Source organism: Pseudomonas sp. SST3 (genome assembly GCF_003325755.1).
This window is the reverse complement of the sequence record NZ_QORI02000004.1, coordinates 249251-267252: the sequence shown is the minus strand read 5'-3', so window position 1 is coordinate 267252 and position 18002 is coordinate 249251. Positions and strand designations below refer to the sequence as shown.

At 63.1% G+C, this 18002-nt stretch carries 16 protein-coding genes and 2 pseudogenes; 8 read left to right on the top strand and 10 right to left on the bottom strand.

Translation table 11 applies throughout. The features are described 5' to 3' along the window. Positions 1 to 33: 33 nt before the first annotated feature. The gene (locus tag DQ405_RS06315; RefSeq protein WP_168423405.1) at positions 34 to 609 is read right to left on the bottom strand and encodes a DUF2796 domain-containing protein; all 576 of its coding nucleotides are present in this window, start codon (positions 607 to 609) and stop codon (positions 34 to 36) included. A gap of 111 nt (positions 610 to 720) precedes the next feature. Here DQ405_RS06315 and DQ405_RS06310 point away from each other — a divergent pair, with 111 nt between their 5' ends. Then, positions 721 to 1062, top strand: a complete 342-nt coding sequence (locus DQ405_RS06310; RefSeq protein ID WP_168423404.1) for a hypothetical protein — start codon at positions 721 to 723, stop codon at positions 1060 to 1062. Positions 1063 to 1066: 4 nt separating this feature from the next. On the opposite strand, the pseudogene ypfJ reads toward DQ405_RS06310, so the two are convergent. Beyond that, positions 1067 to 1926, bottom strand: a pseudogene (gene ypfJ / locus DQ405_RS06305) (KPN_02809 family neutral zinc metallopeptidase). Positions 1927 to 2017: 91 nt separating this feature from the next. Next, a complete protein-coding gene (locus tag DQ405_RS06300) occupies positions 2018 to 2452 on the bottom strand; it encodes a DUF411 domain-containing protein (protein WP_168423403.1) in 435 nt (144 codons plus the stop codon). 169 nt (positions 2453 to 2621) lie between these two features. Between DQ405_RS06300 and DQ405_RS06295 the strand changes: the two genes are divergently transcribed. After that, positions 2622 to 3212: a DUF4345 domain-containing protein gene (locus DQ405_RS06295; protein ID WP_168423402.1), complete on the top strand. Its 591-nt coding sequence runs from the start codon at positions 2622 to 2624 to the stop codon at positions 3210 to 3212. A gap of 137 nt (positions 3213 to 3349) precedes the next feature. On the opposite strand, the gene trmA is transcribed toward DQ405_RS06295, so the two are convergent. Beyond that, positions 3350 to 4441, bottom strand: coding sequence for a tRNA (uridine(54)-C5)-methyltransferase TrmA (gene trmA, locus DQ405_RS06290; RefSeq protein WP_168423401.1), 1092 nt, complete (start codon positions 4439 to 4441; stop codon positions 3350 to 3352). 106 nt (positions 4442 to 4547) lie between these two features. Further along, positions 4548 to 5843, bottom strand: coding sequence for an NCS2 family permease (locus DQ405_RS06285; RefSeq protein ID WP_168423400.1), 1296 nt, complete (start codon positions 5841 to 5843; stop codon positions 4548 to 4550). A 294-nt stretch (positions 5844 to 6137) separates the two neighbouring features. Between DQ405_RS06285 and DQ405_RS06280 the strand changes: the two genes are divergently transcribed. From DQ405_RS06280 to DQ405_RS06260, 5 genes and pseudogenes are all read left to right on the top strand, one after another. Then, complete coding sequence (locus DQ405_RS06280; RefSeq protein ID WP_168423399.1) at positions 6138 to 7115, top strand: XdhC family protein; 978 nt, start codon at positions 6138 to 6140, stop codon at positions 7113 to 7115. Next, on the top strand, positions 7069 to 7710 hold the full coding sequence (locus tag DQ405_RS06275; RefSeq protein WP_168423398.1) for a nucleotidyltransferase family protein: 642 nt from the start codon (positions 7069 to 7071) through the stop codon (positions 7708 to 7710). Before DQ405_RS06280 ends, DQ405_RS06275 begins: the two co-directional genes overlap by 47 nt. 273 nt (positions 7711 to 7983) lie before the next feature. Beyond that, the gene (locus DQ405_RS06270) at positions 7984 to 8514 is read left to right on the top strand and encodes a (2Fe-2S)-binding protein (RefSeq protein WP_168423397.1); all 531 of its coding nucleotides are present in this window, start codon (positions 7984 to 7986) and stop codon (positions 8512 to 8514) included. Continuing rightward, positions 8511 to 9494 carry an FAD binding domain-containing protein gene (locus DQ405_RS06265; protein WP_168423396.1) on the top strand — a complete coding sequence of 328 codons (984 nt, stop codon included), beginning with the start codon at positions 8511 to 8513 and terminating at the stop codon, positions 9492 to 9494. Before DQ405_RS06270 ends, DQ405_RS06265 begins: the two co-directional genes overlap by 4 nt. Then, a pseudogene (locus tag DQ405_RS06260) lies at positions 9494 to 11697 on the top strand (xanthine dehydrogenase family protein molybdopterin-binding subunit). Before DQ405_RS06265 ends, DQ405_RS06260 begins: the two are co-directional and overlap by 1 nt. A gap of 88 nt (positions 11698 to 11785) precedes the next feature. On the opposite strand, the gene DQ405_RS06255 reads toward DQ405_RS06260, so the two are convergent. The 4 genes from DQ405_RS06255 to DQ405_RS06240 all read right to left on the bottom strand — a co-directional run bounded on the left by DQ405_RS06255 (position 11786) and on the right by DQ405_RS06240 (position 15308). Continuing rightward, positions 11786 to 13012, bottom strand: coding sequence for an MFS transporter (locus DQ405_RS06255; protein WP_168423395.1), 1227 nt, complete (start codon positions 13010 to 13012; stop codon positions 11786 to 11788). Between the two features lie 332 nt (positions 13013 to 13344). Next, positions 13345 to 13749 carry a carboxymuconolactone decarboxylase family protein gene (locus DQ405_RS06250; RefSeq protein WP_168423394.1) on the bottom strand — a complete coding sequence of 135 codons (405 nt, stop codon included), beginning with the start codon at positions 13747 to 13749 and terminating at the stop codon, positions 13345 to 13347. Between the two features lie 57 nt (positions 13750 to 13806). After that, the gene (locus DQ405_RS06245; protein WP_168423393.1) at positions 13807 to 14184 is read right to left on the bottom strand and encodes a MerR family transcriptional regulator; all 378 of its coding nucleotides are present in this window, start codon (positions 14182 to 14184) and stop codon (positions 13807 to 13809) included. Next, a complete protein-coding gene (locus DQ405_RS06240; RefSeq protein WP_168423392.1) occupies positions 14181 to 15308 on the bottom strand; it encodes a methyltransferase in 1128 nt (375 codons plus the stop codon). Before DQ405_RS06240 ends, DQ405_RS06245 begins: the two co-directional genes overlap by 4 nt. A gap of 292 nt (positions 15309 to 15600) precedes the next feature. Here DQ405_RS06240 and DQ405_RS06235 point away from each other — a divergent pair, with 292 nt between their 5' ends. Continuing rightward, positions 15601 to 16377, top strand: coding sequence for a ferredoxin--NADP reductase (locus DQ405_RS06235; RefSeq protein WP_168423391.1), 777 nt, complete (start codon positions 15601 to 15603; stop codon positions 16375 to 16377). 247 nt (positions 16378 to 16624) lie between these two features. Here DQ405_RS06235 and gdhA read toward each other — a convergent pair whose 3' ends face one another. Next, complete coding sequence (gene gdhA, locus DQ405_RS06230) at positions 16625 to 17962, bottom strand: NADP-specific glutamate dehydrogenase (RefSeq protein ID WP_168423390.1); 1338 nt, start codon at positions 17960 to 17962, stop codon at positions 16625 to 16627. Positions 17963 to 18002: the final 40 nt, after the last annotated feature.

Here is an 18002-nt window from a genome sequence, read left to right as displayed (position 1 = left end):
CGTCAGGTCGGGCAGCGGCAGAGACAGGTCGGATCAGAATTCTGCGCGCAGCTGATCGGCGCTCAGCTGTGCGCCATGTTGACCGTTCGGGCCAATCAGCTGTGTCTGGACTTTCTCGGTGCCTGGGAAGGCTGCGAACAAGCCCTGCAGATCGACGCCCGTCAGTGCTTGGGGGGTGGCGCAATCAAACCGGTACCGCGCGTGGATCTCGCTGTGGTCCTGATCGTGGCCCTCCTCGTGTTCATGCTCAGGAACATCATCTTCGAACAGAGGGCTCTGCAGATCGGTTTCAGCCAGGACACAACCCGCTGCGGCCGAGAGCCCGAACAAGGTGTCAGGCTGCTCCAGTCGCTTGCGCGCATCGGCGATCTTGCGGTCATCGGCTTCGCTATTCGGTGCGTGTTCGAAGCCCACCAGGTTCATGGCCGGGCTGCGCATTTCGATTTCCAATGTGGAACTATCCAGTGCGACATCCAGCTCAGCTGCCCCGTGCTCATGTGCGCCGAGACTGCCATGCTGAGCGTGATGATGATCGTGGTCGTGGGTTTCGGCGGCTAGAACGAAACCGGGCAACAGAGCGAAGGGCAGGGCAAGCAGCAGGTGGTGCATAACGGGACTCCCGGATAAAGAGCGAGTTACGTTATAACAGGTGGCAGCTGTGGCTGGCCAGCCCAAGCCGGAGCGTGGGAGCATATCGTCCTGACTTTCAGGAGCGTGAAGATGATTCGAATTCGTGGCCATGTCGGCGAATGGCCGGTGGACCTAAGCATTGATATGGATGATCAGGACTGGGCGCAATTGGCGCGGCAGTTGCCGTTGAGTGCCAATGTGCAGGCCGCGCCTGCGGAGACCGGAACCGACGCGCTGTGGCTCGGTGCTCAACAGTTGCTGCGCGAAGCGGGGCGCATGGAGGGCCCGCAGTTACTGGCCGAACTGGAAGCCCTGAGCGGCAGCGCCCTGGCTGGCAAGCGCCTACTGGTGCGTCTGCGCCACAGCGCCCAGGTGAAAGTGCAGAGCGGCGCAGACGCACCGATCTACAACTGGGTGACCGAGCCGGGCTGAGCGCTCAGAGCCGGCTTGCCTGGAACGTATCGCAGCGCGTCGGCTCGCCACTGTCGAAGCCGGCGCGGAACCATCTGACCCGCTGCGCCGAGGTGCCATGGGTGAACGCGTCCGGCACCACGCGGCCTTGACTCTGCTTTTGCAGATGGTCATCACCGATGGCATTGGCGGCGTTCAGCGCCTCTTCCAGATCGCCCGCTTCGAGCCAATCATGACGTTGCTGCGCATGGTAGGCCCAGACACCGGCGAAGCAGTCGCCTGCAGCTCCTGACGAACCAGCAGGCCGTTGTCGCCTTCCATCTGAGCGCCGCGCTGGCGTGCGGCCTGCATCTGCTGCGACACCCCCAGCAGCGTCTGTACATGATGGCCGACCTCGTGGGCGATCACGTAGGCCTGGGCGAAATCTCCGGCGACCGAGAAGCGCGACGCCATTTCGTCGAAGAATTGAAGGTCGAGATACACCTGGCGATCGCCCGGGCAGTAGAAGGGGCCGACCGCCGAGCTGGCGAAGCCGCACGCTGAGTTGATTCCGCCACGAAACAGCACAAGCGTCGGATCGCGGTACTGCGCGCCAGATTGCTGGAACAGCGCACGCCAGGTGTCTTCGGTATCACCGAGGATGGCCTGGACAAAGGCCACCTGCGGATCGTCGTCGCGTGCTGGCGCCTCGCTCTGTTGGATGGGCGGCGAGCCGGTCTGGTTGGCCAGCTGGCCGAGGATCTGCATCGGGTCCTGGCCGGACAGCAAGCCGATCACCACCACGATGGCTATCCCGGCCAGGCTCAGACGCCCTCGACCGATACCGCCGCTGCGGCCCCTGGCATCCACCACGTTGTCGCTGCGACGCGCTTTCTTCCAACGCATGTACGAATCCCTCGACCAGACATAGCTGGTGGGTAGACCGCGCGGTTATCAGCTAATTCAGTCGGGCGATTGCGTTTCGCCTATTTTTCAATCAGTGCGCCGGATATTCAGCCAGCACCGATTCCTCGCCCTGCTTGTCCAGCCCAATCACTTTGTAGGCGTCCTGGCGATCGCCCATTTCCATACCCGGCGAACCCAAGGGCATGCCCGGCACTGCCGCGCCGATCAGATCGGGCTGAGCGCGAAGCTTGAAAATATCGGCAGCGGGAACGTGTCCTTCAACGAACTTTCCATCGATCACGCCGGTGTGGCAGGAACCCAGCCGGTGAGGCACACCGAGGCGACTCTTGACCGCCGCCATGTCGGTTTCGACATGGTCGTTCACCTGGAAGCCGTTCTCTTCGAGATGCTTGATCCACGAGGTGCAACAGCCGCAGTTGGCGTCGCGGTGAACATCAATGGCGATGGGTTCGGCTGCCTGGGCCAGGCTGGCGAAGAAGGTGGTGGCGAGTAGCAGACGGCGCATGAGCATTTCCTCCAACGGATGGCGCAGGATAACGTCAAGCGAGCGGCGAGCCCAAACATCCATCCGTGAGCGATTGTCACAGGCTGCTACCGGCTCTGCGGCGAACCAATACGAGCCGTTTCGGTCCGATAACCATTGTGGTGCGCAGCCGCTATCAGGGGAGTTTTCGATGCGTTTTGCCCGGTTCGTTCTGGTTGTCCAGGCCGTGATCATGATTGCTTTCAGCCTCGCCTACTGGCTGCGCCCGTATGAGATGGCCAATCTGAATGGAATGCTGTTGATGGAGACCGCCTCGGTCAGCCACATGCGCGTCTATTACGGAGGATTACAGCTGGGTCTTGCGCTGTTCCTGCTCTGGGCGATGCGAGTGCCTGAGCACACCAGAGCGGCCCTGGTAATGCTGGTGATCACCATGCTGGCGCTGGCCGCCGGGCGGCTGGGATCGTTGTGGCTCGACGGCGGTGAGCTGATCGGCTTCGATCTGGCCTCGCTGATTTACCGGGTTGGTGCCGCATTGCTCGCTGCAGTGGCGCTGCTGTTGATGAGGGAGCGCCTGCGGACGGACCCGGATGCAGACGCCGAACTGGACGCAGCATCGCAATCCAAGCGGACCCGCCTCGATGATGGGCCGCCCAAGCCGTTTCGTCTGGGCGACGGACCTGCTCCCGTGACAACCACCGAGCCTGCACCGGCGCCCTTTCGACGTGGAGATCCCGAGGCTCAGCCGGCGGATATACCGCAGGATCCGCCCGGCAGATAGCAAGTGGGGCTCCACCGCTGCGAATGGCGCTCCGCTGCCTGGGCGATCAGCACGCGCGACCTCGACCATCTCGATGCTCGCCGCTCGCGCTACTGCGCAGCGTTCACATCAGGCCTCGATCGGCTCTGGATTATCGCTCAGTTGCGCCGCACCAACAGCACGCCGGATTCCATGTGGTGGGTATAGGGAAACTGATCGAACAGGGCGCAGCGCTCGATGCGGTGGGTGTCGTGCAACTGGGCGATGTTGGCCGCCAGCGTCTCAGGATTGCATGAGATATAGAGGATGCGCTCGAAGCGACGGGTCAGTTCGCAGGTGTCCGGGTCCATTCCTGCGCGGGGTGGGTCGACGAAGACGCTGCCGAAATCGTAGCTCTTCAGGTCAATGCCAGCCAGGCGGCGGAACGGCCGCACTTCGTTGAGGGCCTGGGTCAGCTCCTCCGCCGACAGGCGCACCAGCCTGACGTTGTCGACGCCATTATCGTCGAGGTTGGCCAGCGCCGCGCTCACCGAGGATTTGCTGATCTCGGTAGCAAGCGCCTTGCGCACACGGGTCGCTAGCGGCAGGGTGAAATTGCCGTTACCGCAGTAGAGCTCGAGCAAGTCGTCGGTGCGTTCGCCCAGCACGTCGTAAGCCCAGTTCAGCATCTTCTGGCAGATTTCGCCGTTGGGTTGAGTGAAGGCGCCTTCCGGCTGACGATAGCTGAAGGTGCGACCGGCGACCGTCAGTTGCTCGGTTACATAATCTCGGCCAATGACGATGCGCTTGCCCTTGGAACGCCCGATAATGCTGACGCCGAGGCTGGCCGCAAGCAGTTCGGCCTCGGCCTGCCAGGCTTCATTCAGCGGACGGTGGTAGGCGAGGGTAATCAGCGCATCACCGGACAAGGTGGTCAGGAACTCGACCTGGAACAGTTTGAAGCTCAGGGTTTCCGAGGCCTGCCACGCGGCTTTCAACTGCGGCATCAGCTCGTTGATGCGGCGGCTGGCGATGGGGAAGTCGTCGATCAGGATCGGTGTGTGCTTGTCCCCCTGCTCGAACATCGCATAGTGCCGCTGGCCGTCCTCGCGCCAAAGGCGGAACTCGGTGCGCAGCCGGTAATGCTCGCGTGGGGAGTCGAAGACTTCTGGAGCCGGCGCATCGAAGGGCGCTAGCAGCTCGACCAGCCGGGCGGTCTTGTCGGCGAGTTGGGCATCGTAAGTGGCGGGGTCGAATTGCGGAGCGCTCATGAAGACTCTTGGAATGGCAGATAAATCGTAGGGTGATGACGCTTCATCCATCCACCGTTACCGCGCGGAAGGTGGATGAGAAAAGCGTCATCCACCCTACGGGGCGTCAGCCGGCGAACCAGCCCAGCTTGACCACAAACAGGATCGAGAGAATCCACATCGCCGGGCTCAGCTCGCGCCAGCGGCCGGCGAGCAGCTTGATCGCGGTCCAGGCGATGAAGCCGAAGGCGATGCCGTTGGCGATGGAGAAGGTCAGCGGCATGGCCAGCGCGGCGATGGCCACCGGTGCGGCGACGGTGAGATCGTCCCAGTCTATGTTGGCCAGGCTGCTCATCATCAGCACGGCGACGAACAGCAACGCTGGCGCCGTGGCATAGGCGGGCACGGCGCCAGCGAGCGGTGCGAAGAACAGGCTCAGCAGAAACAGCAGCGCAACCACGCAGGCGGTAAGGCCGGTGCGCCCACCAGCGCTGATACCCGCAGCGGATTCGATGTAGCTGGTGGTGGTCGAGGTACCCAGTGCGGCGCCGGCCATGGTCGCGGTGCTATCGGCGAGCAGGGCGCGGCCCAGGCGCGGCATCCTGCCGTCCTTATCCAACAGGTTGGCCTTCTGCGCCACGCCGATGAGCGTGCCGGAGGTGTCGAACAGATCGACGAACAGGAAGGCGAAGATCACGCTAAGCAGGCCGATATCCAGCGCGCCCATGATGTCCAGTTGCATCAGGGTCGGCATCAGCGAGGGTGGCATCGAGACGACACCGTTGAGCTGAGACAGGCCGAGCAGGATCGACAGCCCGGTCACTACCAGAATGCCGATCATCACCGCGCCGGTGACCTTGCGGTAGGCCAGCGCAGCGATCAGGAAGAAGCCCAGGCAGGCCAGCATCGGGCCGCCGGCGGTCAGGTCGCCGAGGCCGACCAGTGTCGCCGGGTTATCGACAACGATGCCGGCGTTTTTCAGGGCGATGATCGCCAGGAACAGGCCGATACCCGCAGCGATGCCCGAGCGCAACGCCAGCGGAATGCTGTGAATGATCCATTCGCGGATCTTGAAGATCGACAGCAGGAAGAAAATCACACCAGAGAGGAATACCGCACCCAGCGCGGTCTGCCACGTGTAGCCCATGGTCAGCACCACGGTGTAGGTGAAGAAGGCGTTGAGCCCCATGCCCGGTGCCAGGGCGATCGGGTAGTTGGCCACGAGCCCCATGATCGCCGAGCCGATGGCGGCGGCCAGGCAGGTAGCGACGAACACCGCGCCGTGATCCATGCCGGTTTCGGCAAGTATGCTCGGGTTGACGAAGAGGATGTAGGCCATCGTCAGGAAGGTGGTGAGACCGGCAAGCATCTCGGTGCGCAGCGTGGTGTTGTGCGCTTTGAGTTGAAACAGCTTCTCCAGCATGGTCAATCCTCGTGTGTCCCGGTCAGGGCAGGCGGTTTGGGTATCTTTGCCTCTTGGGGCAATTCGCTTGCTACAGCAAAGCCTAGCAGGGCGTTGCGCACAAAAGCCGCGCATCTTACACCGGCCCCGCATCGGGTTGAATTTCCAGTTGTGTGACCGACGGGTTTCGTCAGGCGTGGCGGCCCGGCGTCTGTGGGTAGGCATCCATGCGGCGGCGAACTAACCGCTACTCCGGTCAGTCATTGAAGGCATGCCGGTTTGATCGGCGTTTCGACCGAAACCGATGAGGGAAAGATGGACAGTGTGGATCTGGCGGTGCTGCGCCGTGCCCGCCACTGGCTGCGCGATGGCCATGAGGTGATGCTTTATACCGTCCTGGAAACCTGGGGCAGCGCGCCGAGACCGGTAGGTGCGCTGCTGGCGCTGCGTGACGATGGCCAGGTGGAAGGGTCGGTGTCCGGCGGCTGCATCGAAGACGATCTGCTGGCCCGCCGCCAGGCCATCACCAGCCGGGGCAAAGCCTGCGAGCTGATTACCTATGGCGTCAGCAAGGAAGAATCCGCGCGCTTCGGGCTGCCGTGTGGGGGTACCCTGCGCCTGCTGGAGGAGCCGTTGCACGACGTGACCTGGCTCGACGAACTGCTGCAGCGCTGCGCCGGTCATGAGCGGCTGGTGCGCTGTCTCGACATGGCCAGTGGCGTCGTCAGCCTGGTCCCCGCCGGGCGCAGTGAATGTCTACAGTTCGACGGCACGAACCTGCGTGCACCCTTCGGGCCAACCTGGCGGCTATTGATGATTGGCGCCGGCCAGCTATCACGCTATACCACCGACCTCGCGCTTGGGCTCGGGTTCGAAGTGCTGATCTGTGATCCCCGTGAAGGCTACGATCATGGCTGGCGTGACGCCGACGTACGCTTCGTGCCGGGCATGCCGGACGATGCGGTGGTGACCATCGAGCCGGACTCGCACACCGCTATCGTTGCGCTGACCCATGACCCACGGCTGGACGACATGGCGCTGCTCACCGCGCTGCGGTCCGAGGCGTTTTATATCGGTGCGCTGGGCTCGCGTCTCAACAACGAGAAGCGCAGGTCGCGCCTATTGACGCTGGGGTTGGGCGAGCATGAAGTGAACCGCTTGCACGGGCCCATCGGCTTGCCCATCGGCAGTCGCACGCCGGCCGAGATCGCGCTGTCGCTGATGGCGCAGGTGGTGGCGATCAAGAATGGCGCGCAGCGCGAGCAGGCCGCGGCGGCGCGGCGTTGTGCCTGATTCGATCGAGGGGGTGTGCGCCGTCGTCCTCGCTGCGGGACAGGGGAGCCGTTATCGCGAGCACCGCGATGAGGACAAGCTGCTCTCGCCCAGTACCGACGCACCCGATGCGTCGCCAGTATTGGCCGAGACGTTGAGCGCACTGAGCGGCGTCGCCGAATGGCTGCTGGTCGTGGCCCGCGACGACAACCAGCGGTTGCTGGCCTGGCTGAATCAAATCGGTGAGGGTCTGGGTGCCGAGATCCTGTCGGTGCGCAGCAACGGCCTCGGTCATAGCCTAGCGCAGGCTGTGGCTCATCGATCGGCTCGCCGCGGCTGGCTCGTGGCGCTGGGTGATATGCCCTACGTGCGGCGCGAAAGCATCGCTCGCATCGCTGCTGCCATCCAGCCGCAGCGATTGGTGGTGCCAACCTACCGGGGCCAGCGCGGCCATCCACGCGGGATCGGCGCTCACTACCTCGATCAGCTACTGATGCTGGGCGACGACAGAGGGGCTCAAGGGCTGTTCGTCGATTCGCAGGTGATTGAAATCGAGCTGGACGACCCTGGCGTACTGCAGGATATCGACCGTCCAGGAGACCGCCGCCCAGGCTGAAGAGCCAATGCCGGGCCGCATGCGATGGTTGCATGGCGCTTGACTTCCTGATTAGCACGCTCCACATATGCCTGCCGGGCGGCGGTTGGACAGCGGTACCTGTCATGGGGCCTCCTGCCTATCTCGCCCTTGGCGACTCATGGCCCGGCTGAACAATCTTCCCGCTTGGGCAGTCGTACCCCTAGACGCACGGACAGCGCACCCAATGCCTGAGGTCGTCGGCGAGCCTGCGCAGAACAGGTGCCGGACGGCCCCCAAAACCGTGAGGCTGCCATGAGCGAAACATCCTCTCCTGCAGGTGCCGCCGCCTGCCCGATAACCCTTGAGTTGAACGGCCAGAGCCGCCAGGTTGAGGTATATCCCTGGACCACGCTGCTCGATCTGCTACGCGAGCAACTGCATCTGACTGGCACCAAGAAAGGTTGCGACCACGGCCAATGTGGCGCTTGCACGGTATTGCTCAATGGCAAGCGGATCAACTCATGCCTGACCCTGGCGATCATGCACGACGGCGCTCGGCTGACGACCATCGAGGGACTTGCCCAAGGCGAGGAGCTGCATCCGATGCAGGCCGCCTTCGTCAGTCACGACGCCTTCCAATGCGGTTATTGCACGCCGGGGCAGATCTGCTCGGCGGTCGGCCTGGTGGCTGAAGGTCACGCGCAGACCCGCGACGATCTGCGCGAACAAATGAGTGGCAACCTCTGCCGCTGCGGCGCCTATCCGAACATCCTCGCAGCAATCGAAGAAGCGATACCGCAGACGCGCGACCGCCTCACCGCCGTGCGGGAGGTGAAGCCGTGAACCCGTTCAGCTACGCACGACCAGCGGCCATCGACGAAGCCATCGGCCTGTACCGGCCGAACAGCCGATATATTGCGGGCGGCACCAATCTGCTCGACCTGATGAAAGAAAACGTCACCCGCCCGGCGCAGCTGATCGACATTACGCGTCTGCCGATGGCCGACATCGAGGAGACGGAGGGCGGCGGACTACGTATCGGTGCGCTGGTGAGCAACTCGGATCTGGCTTGGCATCCGCTGGTGCAACAACGCTATCCATTGCTGTCCCAGGCGATTCTCGCAGGCGCCTCGCCACAGCTGCGTAACATGGCCACCACGGGCGGCAACCTGTTGCAGCGCACCCGTTGCTACTACTTCTACGACAGCACCACGCCATGCAACAAGCGTGAGCCCGGCAGTGGTTGCTCGGCGCGCGATGGCCTCAACCGTATCCACGCGGTTCTCGGGCACAGCGAGGCGTGCATCGCTGTGCATCCATCTGACATGTGCGTAGCCCTGGCCGCATTGGAAGCCGTGGTGCAGCTGCAAGGGCCGCACGGCGAGCGGCGGATATCCTTCGCCGACTTCCATCGCTTGCCGGGCGACACACCAGACCGTGACAACATGCTGGCCGACGGCGAGCTGATCACCGCGGTCGAGCTGCCGGCGCAGGGTTTTGCTACGAACTGCAGCTACCTCAAGGTGCGCGACCGCGCTTCCTATGCTTTCGCCCTGGTCTCGGTGGCGGCAGCGTTGGAGATGAGCGGCACCGGCATCCACAACGCCCGCATCGCCATGGGTGGTGTGGCGCACAAACCGTGGCGCAAGGCCGAAGCGGAGGCGGCGCTGGTCGGCAAATCTGCTGACGAGGCCGCATTCACAGCCGCTGCTGAGATCCTGCTAGAGGGCGCCAGCGGCTTCGAACACAACACTTTCAAGATCGAACTGGGCCGGCGCACCATTGTGCGTGCCCTGACCGATGCCGCCAAAGGAGCCGCCTGATGAAACCTGCCTCTTCTCCCTTCGGCCAGCCCATCGATCGCGTCGACGGCCCGCTCAAGGTCACAGGTAAGGCGCAGTACGCTGCAGAATTCCAGGTGCCCGGTCTGCTCTACGGCAGCGTAGTCAATAGCAGCATTGCCCGGGGCAGGATCCTTAGCATCGATGCCAGCGCGGCCGAGACGGTGCCTGGCGTCGAGCTGGTGCTGACTCACCAGAACCGCCCGCCGATCGCCAGTTACGACGAACCTTACGAGGACGATGATGCCGCCGAGGGTTCCCCGTTTCGACCGTTGTACAACGATCGCATCCTTTACAGCGGCCAGCCGGTTGCGCTGGTGGTCGCTGAGAACCTTGAACTGGCCCGTTATGCCGGCAGCCTGGTGCGCGTGGAATACGAGTGCGAGCCGCACCGGACCGACCTGCTCAGCGAGCTGGAAACCATGCACAAAGCGCCGGCCGAGCTGCCCCCGGCCCGTGGCGACGTGGAGGCTGCATTGCGTGGCGCGATGCTCCGGCTTGATCTCGAATACACCACGCCGGTCGAGCACCACAACCCGATGGAGCCGCATGCCTCCACCGTCCACTATTTTCCGGAAGGCAACCTGGAGGTCTACGACAAGACTCAGGGCGTGCAGAACTGCATGCGTTATCTGGAGGAAGTGTTCGGCATGGAGGGCCGGATCCGCGTCATTTCACCTTTCGTTGGCGGCGCTTTCGGCTCCGGGCTGCGCCCGCAGTATCAGCTGCCCCTCGCCGTGATGGCGGCGCTGAAACTGCAGCGTTCGGTGCGCGTGGCGCTCAAGCGACAGCAGATGTTCACCTTCGGCTATCGGCCGCGCAGTCTGCAGCGGATCTCACTCGGCGCGGCACCCAATGGCCAACTGGAAGCCCTGACGCATCAGGCGATTGGCCAGACCTCGAGCTTCGAGGATTTCACTGAGCATGAGGTCGAGTGGTCCGGCATGCTCTATCGGTGCCCCAATGTGCGGCTGGATTATCAGCTGGTGCCGCTGGACGTTTACACCCCGCTGGACATGCGTGCACCGGGTGCGGCCATCGGTGTGTACGCATTGGAATGCGCCATGGATGAGCTGGCCTATGCTGCGGCCGTCGACCCGCTAGCCTTGCGGCTGACCAACTATGCCGAGCGCAACGGCAACGCGGACAAGCCTTACTCCAGCAAGGAGCTGCGCCAGTGCTACGAGCAGGGCGCCGAGCGTTTCGGTTGGTCGCGCCGCTCTATGGAGCCACGCAGCATGCGCGACGGCAATCAGCTGATCGGCTGGGGCATGGCCACCGGCGTCTGGGAGGCGATTCAGATGCCGGCCAGCGCCAAGGCCTGCATGGGGCCGGATGGTCGGCTGGTAGTCAGCAGCGCCACCGCCGACATCGGCACCGGTACCTACACGGTGATGACCCAGATTGCTGCGGCGGCGATGGGCCTGCCGCTGGAGCGTGTCGAGTTCCGCCTGGGCGATTCCAACCTCTCCCAGGCGCCTCTGGAAGGCGGGTCGGCGACCGTGTCGTCGGTCGGCAGCGCGGTGCAGCAAGCTTGCGAAGGGTTGCGGCAGAAGATCCTCGATGCGGCGCAGCAGTCGCCGGTGTCACCATTTACCGGGGCCAAGCTCGACGATGTCGAATTTGTCGAAGGCCAGATGCGGATGAAGGCCTCGCCCGCGCACAGCGTTGAGATCGAACAGATTGTCGCCGTCAGCGGCGTGCTCGAGGCTGAGGTGAGCGTCAAGCCCGGCGAGAAGCGCAATGCCTATTCAACCGCCACGCACTCGGCGGTGTTCATCGAAGTACGGGTCGATGAGAACCTGGGCACGGTCAAGGTCAGCCGGGCGGTGAGCGCCGTGGCCGCCGGGCGGGTAGTCAATCCCAAGACCGCCGGCAACCAGATCGTCGGTGGGGTGGTGTGGGGCATCGGCCAGGCCCTGCATGAGGAAACCATGATGACCACGCATTAGGTCGTTACATGAACCACAACCTGTCCGAATATCACGTCCCGGTAAACGCCGATATCGGCGAGATCGACGTGATTTTCGTCGAGGAGAAGGACGAGATCGTTAACGCGCTCGGCTCCAAGGGCGTCGGCGAGATTGGCATCGTCGGTGTCGCTGCAGCGGTCGCCAACGCGATCTATCACGCCACCGGCAAGCGGGTGCGAGATTTGCCAATCACCATGGATAAGCTGTTGTAAGAGGCGGGACGGCGAAAGGCTTCGCCGTTTTCCTCCCTACGGTTGACCGGTTACGGTTGTAGGGAAGACTGCGAAGCGTCTTTTCCACCTAATCCAGATCTCGATGCAATTGGTCCCGATTGGTCAAGGTTGGGAACAGCTTCATCCAGACGCCGGTAACGATCAGCGTACCAACCCCGCCGATCACCACAGCCGGCACCGTGCCGAACCAGTGAGCCGTCAGGCCAGACTCGAATTCGCCGAGCTGATTGGATGCGCCAATGAACAACCCATTGACCGCACTGACCCGCCCGCGCATCGCGTCCGGCGTTTCCAGCTGCACAAAGGCGCCGCGGATCACCATGCTGATCATGTCCGCTGCGCCGAGCACCACCAGTACGCCCAACGACAGCCAGAACGAGGTCGACAGCCCGAAGGCGATGGTCGCCAGGCCGAACACTCCGACAGCCGCGAACATGACCCGCCCGACTTGGCGGTTTATCGGGTAACGCGCCAGCCAGAAGGACATCAATAGCGCACCCACCGCCGGTGCTGAGCGCAGCAGCCCGAGGCCCCACGGCCCGGTGAGCAGAATGTCCTTGGCGAACACCGGCAACAGCGCTGTGGCACCGCCGAGCAGCACGGCAAACATGTCCAGTGAAATGGCGCCGAAGATGTCCGGACGGCTGCGAATGAAGCGCATGCCGGCGAGCAGATTGTCCATTGCCGGACCGGTTTGCTTTGGCGGCGCGGGACGCTTCGGCAGGCTCAGCATCAAACAACAGGCAAAGGCGAACAGCAGCGCTACCGGCCCATACACCCACAGCGGACCGATGGCGAACAACAGACCGCCAAGCGCAGGTGCGACGATCGTGGCCGTCTGCATGGCCGAAGATGAGGCCGCTACAGCTGCCGGGAACAGTTGTGTGGGAACCAGGCTCGGCAATAGCGCCTGGGTGGCCGGGCCTTCGAACGCCCGCGCGGTGCCCAGCAGGAACGCGAGCACGAAGATCATCTCCCGCGTCACACCCAGCCCGCCGGCCCCGAGCACCAGCGACAGGGCGATCAGCCCTTGCAAGCCCTGACACAGCGCCGCGACACGGCGCCGATCGAAGCGGTCAGCGACATGACCGGTCCAGAGAATGAACAGCAGGCGCGGAAAGAACTCGGCCAGGCCCACCAGGCCGAGGTCGAGCACGCTGCCGGTCAGCTCATACATGTGCCAGCCAATAGCAACGGCCAGCATCTGGAAGCCGCTGGCGGTGAAAACGCGAGCGAACCAGAACTTGATGAAAGGGCGCTGGTGGCTCAGCAGGAGTTTGGCGTGGGTCGACATCAGGCAGGCGCAAACACGGCAGGGCCGGGCAGATTAGCACGCAGCCAACGCACGCGAGGCTAGCGTTTGACCGCTGCGTTCGTTGTTCGCGCCGATTCAATCGCGCCGCTTGGTAGGGTGGGCCGGGCAGCGTTGCGCCTCAGCCAGCGATGGTGCGAAACGTTGTGTCTCTAGTGTCGCTGGTGGGCTGAAGCCCACCCTACGCACTGCAGCCCACCCTACGTACGAAATCAGGCACCGGGTTTCCCCTGTAGGGTGGGCTTTAGCCCACCAACATGGCCGATGTTGCTGAAAATGCTAAAGCTGAACGCCCAACCCACGTTGCCAGCTGTTCAGCCGTCGCCCGGTGAGCCAGGCAGTACACCGCGCTCGGCAAACACGGCCTTGGCGGTCGCCATGCCGTTCAGCGCAGCCGGGAAACCGGCATAGACCGCCATCTGAATGATGACCTCAACCACTTGCTCAGGCTTGCAACCGACATTCAACGCGCCATGGATATGCACCGCCAGCTGCGGTTGGCAATGTCCGAGTGCCGTCAACCCCGCGACTGTGGCCAGCTCCCGCTGTGGCAAATCGAGGCCGGGGCGCTGATAGATATCGCCGAAGGGAAACTCGATGACGTAACGGGCGAGATCCGGGGCGATGGCTTGCAGGCTGTCGATGACCTTTCGGCCGGCCTCGCCGTCGATCTGCTCGAGCTTGGCTAGGCCTTCGGTGTAGCGGGTCGATGCAGACATGGAGCGTTCCTCTCGATTGGGTAGAGGACGAACCTGCGGGTTGGAGTGGACTCCAGGTCAAGCGGTTGTTTGCTGGCGATACAGTTCAATTTTCGCCTGCAATGCATCAAGGTGCTCGCGGTCGCGCTCAAGGCGCGCCTGCAGCTTGGCGGCGTGCGCTTCGAGCAGGGCCTGGCGCTGCGCGAGCGTCGCGTCGCCCTGTTCGCGCAAGTCGGCATATCGGGTGATGTCCTCCAGCGCCATGCCAGTGTCCTTCAGGCGGAGGATGAAGCCGACCCACTCAAGGTCGCGCGGGCCGTAGACCCGAAAGCCGCTGGCGTCCCGAGCGACATGGCGCAGCAGGCTGATTTTTTCGTAGTAGCGCAGGGTGTCGGCAGACAGGCCGGTTCGCGCGGCAAATTGCTGGATGCTCAGCCGGACCGGTGTTTCGCTCACGGCTTGATCGCCCGCAGGATGACGAACTTGGGCGTCGCCGCGACCTGTTCGACCTTGCCGAACAGGCGTTTGAGCTTGAGGTGATAGCCGAGGTGACGGTTGCCGACGATCCACAGCTCGCCGCCCTTGGCCAGCGCTGTCTTGGCCTGGGTGAACATCCGCCAGGCGAGAAAATCACCCACAACCTGCTGCTGGTGGAAGGGCGGATTGCACAGCACCAGATCCAGCGAATCCATCGGCTGCTCGGCCAGCCCATCACCGGCACGGATATCGACGGGACGCTCTCCGTGGATCGCCTGCCAGTTCTCGCGCGCCGACTGCACCGCCATGTAGCTTTCATCCACCAGCGTCAGCTCGGCCTGCGGATTGCCCAGCGCATAGACGATACCGAGCACGCCGTTACCGCAGCCCAGGTCGGCTACGCGCAGGTTGCCGAGCGCCTTGGGCAGATTCGGGAGAAAGGCGCGGGTGCCGATGTCGAGGTCTTCCCGGCAGAACAGATTGGCGTGATTGATCAATTCCAGACCCGGCTGATCGAGGCGGTAGCGGGTCGGGTAGGGCGAGCGGGATGCTGGCTTTTCTACTGGCGTAGCGGTCAGCAGACGTGCCTTCTTTACGGCGAGCGATGCCTGCACCGGGCCGATGTACTTCTCCAGCAAGTCGCCCGCCGCCCGCGGTAGATGCTTGATCATCGCGGCGGCGATCACCTGGGCACCCGGCGCCAGTTGACCATGCAGGCGGATCAGCTGCTCTTCCAACAGGGCAAGGGTCTTGGGCACGCGTATCAGCACCCGGTCGAACGGGCCCTGCGCGACTTCGCTGGCCGGAACGAAGGTCACGGCGTCACTGAGGAGTGCATTGCGCTGCAGGTTCTTTTCAAGCGCCAGATGCGCCAGGTGGGAATCGCCGCTGCTGGTGACATGGGCGTGCTGCGCCAGCGAGCAGGCCAGCGCGCCGAAGCTGTCGTTGAGGGCCAGCAGCCGCATCGACGCCGGCAAGCCTTGCTCATGAAGCTGCGCCAACAGGTATTCGTCAGCTGCATCGAACGCCTGCAAGGGTTCGTTGGGCTGTTCCGGCTGGCGGATCAGATCGAGGTGGGCGTAGGCGGTTTCGAGAATAGGCATAAGAACTGGCGGTGTTTATCTGCGTCGGAAAGGAGTATCAAGGGCTTAGGCCGTGGAAAAACTACCTGCGTTGCCAATACTGCGTTAAGAACAGCCTCAGCAAGCCGCTTGCGGCTAACGCGCTTCAGCACGGCCCGTAGGGCGAAGAAGAGAGTCAGGCTCATCTAGAACGCCTGACCTCGAGCCCGAGCGCGGTCCGCTTCTCGGCTGTTCTGCCTTGTCTTGCCTGCCTCGCCTACGTTTTTCCACGGTCTGGGTACCCGGAGTGTCCATGTTTGGGAGGGAGCGAAGTATGACCGTCAGCGAAGAGAAGTTCACCCGTCAGCGTCTGCTCGAGGTGCAGACGCTGACCCCCACGTTATTCACGTTACGCACGACCCGCGACCCCGGTTTCCGCTTCACCGCCGGGCAGTTCGCTCGCCTCGGTGTGCGCAAAGCCAGTGGTTGCATCGTCTGGCGCGCCTATTCGATGGTGTCGGCGCCCCATGATGAGTTTCTCGATTTCTTCTCCATCGTGGTGCCGGATGGCGAGTTCACCAGTGAACTGAGCCGCCTGAAGCCCGGCGATGAACTGCTGGTGGACAAGCAGGCGTTCGGCTTTCTTACCCTGGATCGCTTCATCGATGGCCGCGACCTGTGGCTACTGGGCACAGGTACCGGTCTTGCACCGTTTCTTTCGATTTTGCAGGACTTCGAGGTCTGGCAGCGATTCGAGCGGATCGTGCTGGTCTACAGTGCGCGTACCGCGTCCGAGCTGGCGTATCAGGACCTGATCCGCGAGCTGCCGCAGCGTGATTATCTGGAAGGGCTCGGCTCCAAGCTGACCTATCTGCCGGTGGTGACCCGCGAGCAAATGCCCGGCGCGCTGCATGGCCGTGTCACCACGCTGATCGACAACGGCGAACTGGAGCGTGCCGCCGATCTGCAACTGGAGCCTGAGCACTCGCGGATCATGCTCTGCGGCAATCCGCAGATGATCGAGGACACCCGCACCATCCTCAAGGCGCGCGATCTCAACCTGAGCCTGACCCGGCGGCCCGGGCAGGTGGCCGTGGAAAATTATTGGTAGATCAGGCGGGCTGGGCCGACGGCGCTCCGCTTCAGCTCACCAAACAGCAGAGCAGGGGCAGTAATGTAGGGTGGGCTTCAGCCCACCAGTGACGGCTCAGGCCGAACGCTTGCTCGGCGGATTCGGCAGAGCGCCGCCCGGCCCACCTACGATTTCCGCTCTCGGTTTCCAAAAAAGAGCCCCCACCGGACGACCCGGCGGGGGGCTTTTTCGTGAAGCTTTCGGCTTGAAAAAGCTTGCCGCTCTTTTACACGACGCCCTGCGCCAGCATCGCATCGGCGACCTTGACGAAGCCGGCGATGTTGGCACCCTTCACGTAGTTGGTGCGGCCGTTTTCTTCGCCATAAGACACGCAAGCATGGTGGATCGATTGCATGATGCTGTGCAGCTTGGTATCCACTTCGCCGGCGGTCCAATGCATGCGCATGGCGTTCTGGCTCATTTCCAGGCCGCTACAGGCGACACCGCCAGCATTGGAGGCTTTGCCCGGCGCGAAGAGAATGCCCGCCTCGAGGAATAGATCAACCGCTTCGAGCGTCGAGGGCATGTTGGCCCCTTCGGCCACGCAGACGCAGCCGTTGTTCAGCAGGCTGCGGGCATCCTCGCCGTCGAGCTCGTTCTGCGTAGCGCAAGGCAGGGCGATCTCGCAGGGCAGGTTCCATGGACGCTGTTCCGCCAAGTGGGCGATGCCGAAATGCGCGGCCATTTCCTCGAGCCGACCGCGTCGAACGTTCTTGAGATCCATCAGGTAAGCCCATTGCTCTTCGGTCAAGCCGTCTGGGAAGTGCAGGGTGCCGCCGGAATCGGACAGGGAAATCACCTTGCCGCCGAGCTCCATGACCTTCTGCGCGGCATACTGGGCGACGTTGCCTGAACCGGATATGGCGACTCGCTTGCCGTCGAAACTGCTGTGGGTGCTCTTGAGCATTTCCTCGGCGAAATACACGCAACCGAAGCCGGTGGCCTCCGGGCGGATCAGGCTGCCGCCGTACGACAGGCCCTTGCCGGTGAGCACTGAGGTGAACTGGTTGGACAGGCGTTTGTACTGCCCGAACAGGTAGCCGATCTCGCGCGCGCCGACCCCGATGTCGCCAGCCGGTACATCGACGTCCGCTCCGATGTGGCGGAACATCTCGCTCATGAACGATTGGCAGAAGCGCATCACTTCGCTGTCGCTCTTGCCTTTGGGGTTGAAGTCCGAGCCGCCTTTGCCGCCGCCCATGGGCAGCGAGGTGAGGGAATTCTTGAAGACCTGCTCGAAGGCGAGGAACTTAAGCACACCCACATTGACTGAAGGATGGAAGCGCAGACCGCCTTTGTAGGGGCCGATGGCGCTGTTCATTTGAATGCGGAACCCGCGATTGACCTGTACCTGGCCGCGATCATCGACCCATGGAACACGGAACATGATGGCCCGTTCCGGCTCTACGATGCGCTCCAGGATGCCGGCCTGCTGGTACTTGGGGTTCGCTTCCAGAAAAGGCCAGAGGCTGCCGAGAACCTCTTCGACCGCCTGATGAAATTCCGGCTGGTGTGGATCGCGCTGCTTTAGTCGGGAGAGAAACGCATTGACGGTTTCAGTCATTTAAAAGGCCTCGATTACCGCGATTAGCGGTCATGAAAAA

What these genes read in the sequence shown, in the direction of transcription:
- DQ405_RS06300 (WP_168423403.1), bottom strand. Translation starts at nt 2,452, where the DNA reads ATGCGCCGTCTGCTACTCGCCACCACCTTCTTCGCCAGCCTGGCCCAG.
- DQ405_RS06280 (WP_168423399.1), top strand. Translation starts at nt 6,138, where the DNA reads ATGGACAGTGTGGATCTGGCGGTGCTGCGCCGTGCCCGCCACTGGCTG.
- trmA (WP_168423401.1), bottom strand. Translation starts at nt 4,441, where the DNA reads ATGAGCGCTCCGCAATTCGACCCCGCCACTTACGATGCCCAACTCGCC.
- DQ405_RS06255 (WP_168423395.1), bottom strand. Translation starts at nt 13,012, where the DNA reads ATGTCGACCCACGCCAAACTCCTGCTGAGCCACCAGCGCCCTTTCATC.
- DQ405_RS06315 (WP_168423405.1), bottom strand. Translation starts at nt 609, where the DNA reads ATGCACCACCTGCTGCTTGCCCTGCCCTTCGCTCTGTTGCCCGGTTTC.
- DQ405_RS06310 (WP_168423404.1), top strand. Translation starts at nt 721, where the DNA reads ATGATTCGAATTCGTGGCCATGTCGGCGAATGGCCGGTGGACCTAAGC.
- DQ405_RS06240 (WP_168423392.1), bottom strand. Translation starts at nt 15,308, where the DNA reads ATGCCTATTCTCGAAACCGCCTACGCCCACCTCGATCTGATCCGCCAG.
- DQ405_RS06270 (WP_168423397.1), top strand. Translation starts at nt 7,984, where the DNA reads ATGAGCGAAACATCCTCTCCTGCAGGTGCCGCCGCCTGCCCGATAACC.
- DQ405_RS06295 (WP_168423402.1), top strand. Translation starts at nt 2,622, where the DNA reads ATGCGTTTTGCCCGGTTCGTTCTGGTTGTCCAGGCCGTGATCATGATT.
- DQ405_RS06285 (WP_168423400.1), bottom strand. Translation starts at nt 5,843, where the DNA reads ATGCTGGAGAAGCTGTTTCAACTCAAAGCGCACAACACCACGCTGCGC.
- DQ405_RS06235 (WP_168423391.1), top strand. Translation starts at nt 15,601, where the DNA reads ATGACCGTCAGCGAAGAGAAGTTCACCCGTCAGCGTCTGCTCGAGGTG.
- DQ405_RS06275 (WP_168423398.1), top strand. Translation starts at nt 7,069, where the DNA reads ATGGCGCGCAGCGCGAGCAGGCCGCGGCGGCGCGGCGTTGTGCCTGAT.
- DQ405_RS06250 (WP_168423394.1), bottom strand. Translation starts at nt 13,749, where the DNA reads ATGTCTGCATCGACCCGCTACACCGAAGGCCTAGCCAAGCTCGAGCAG.
- gdhA (WP_168423390.1), bottom strand. Translation starts at nt 17,962, where the DNA reads ATGACTGAAACCGTCAATGCGTTTCTCTCCCGACTAAAGCAGCGCGAT.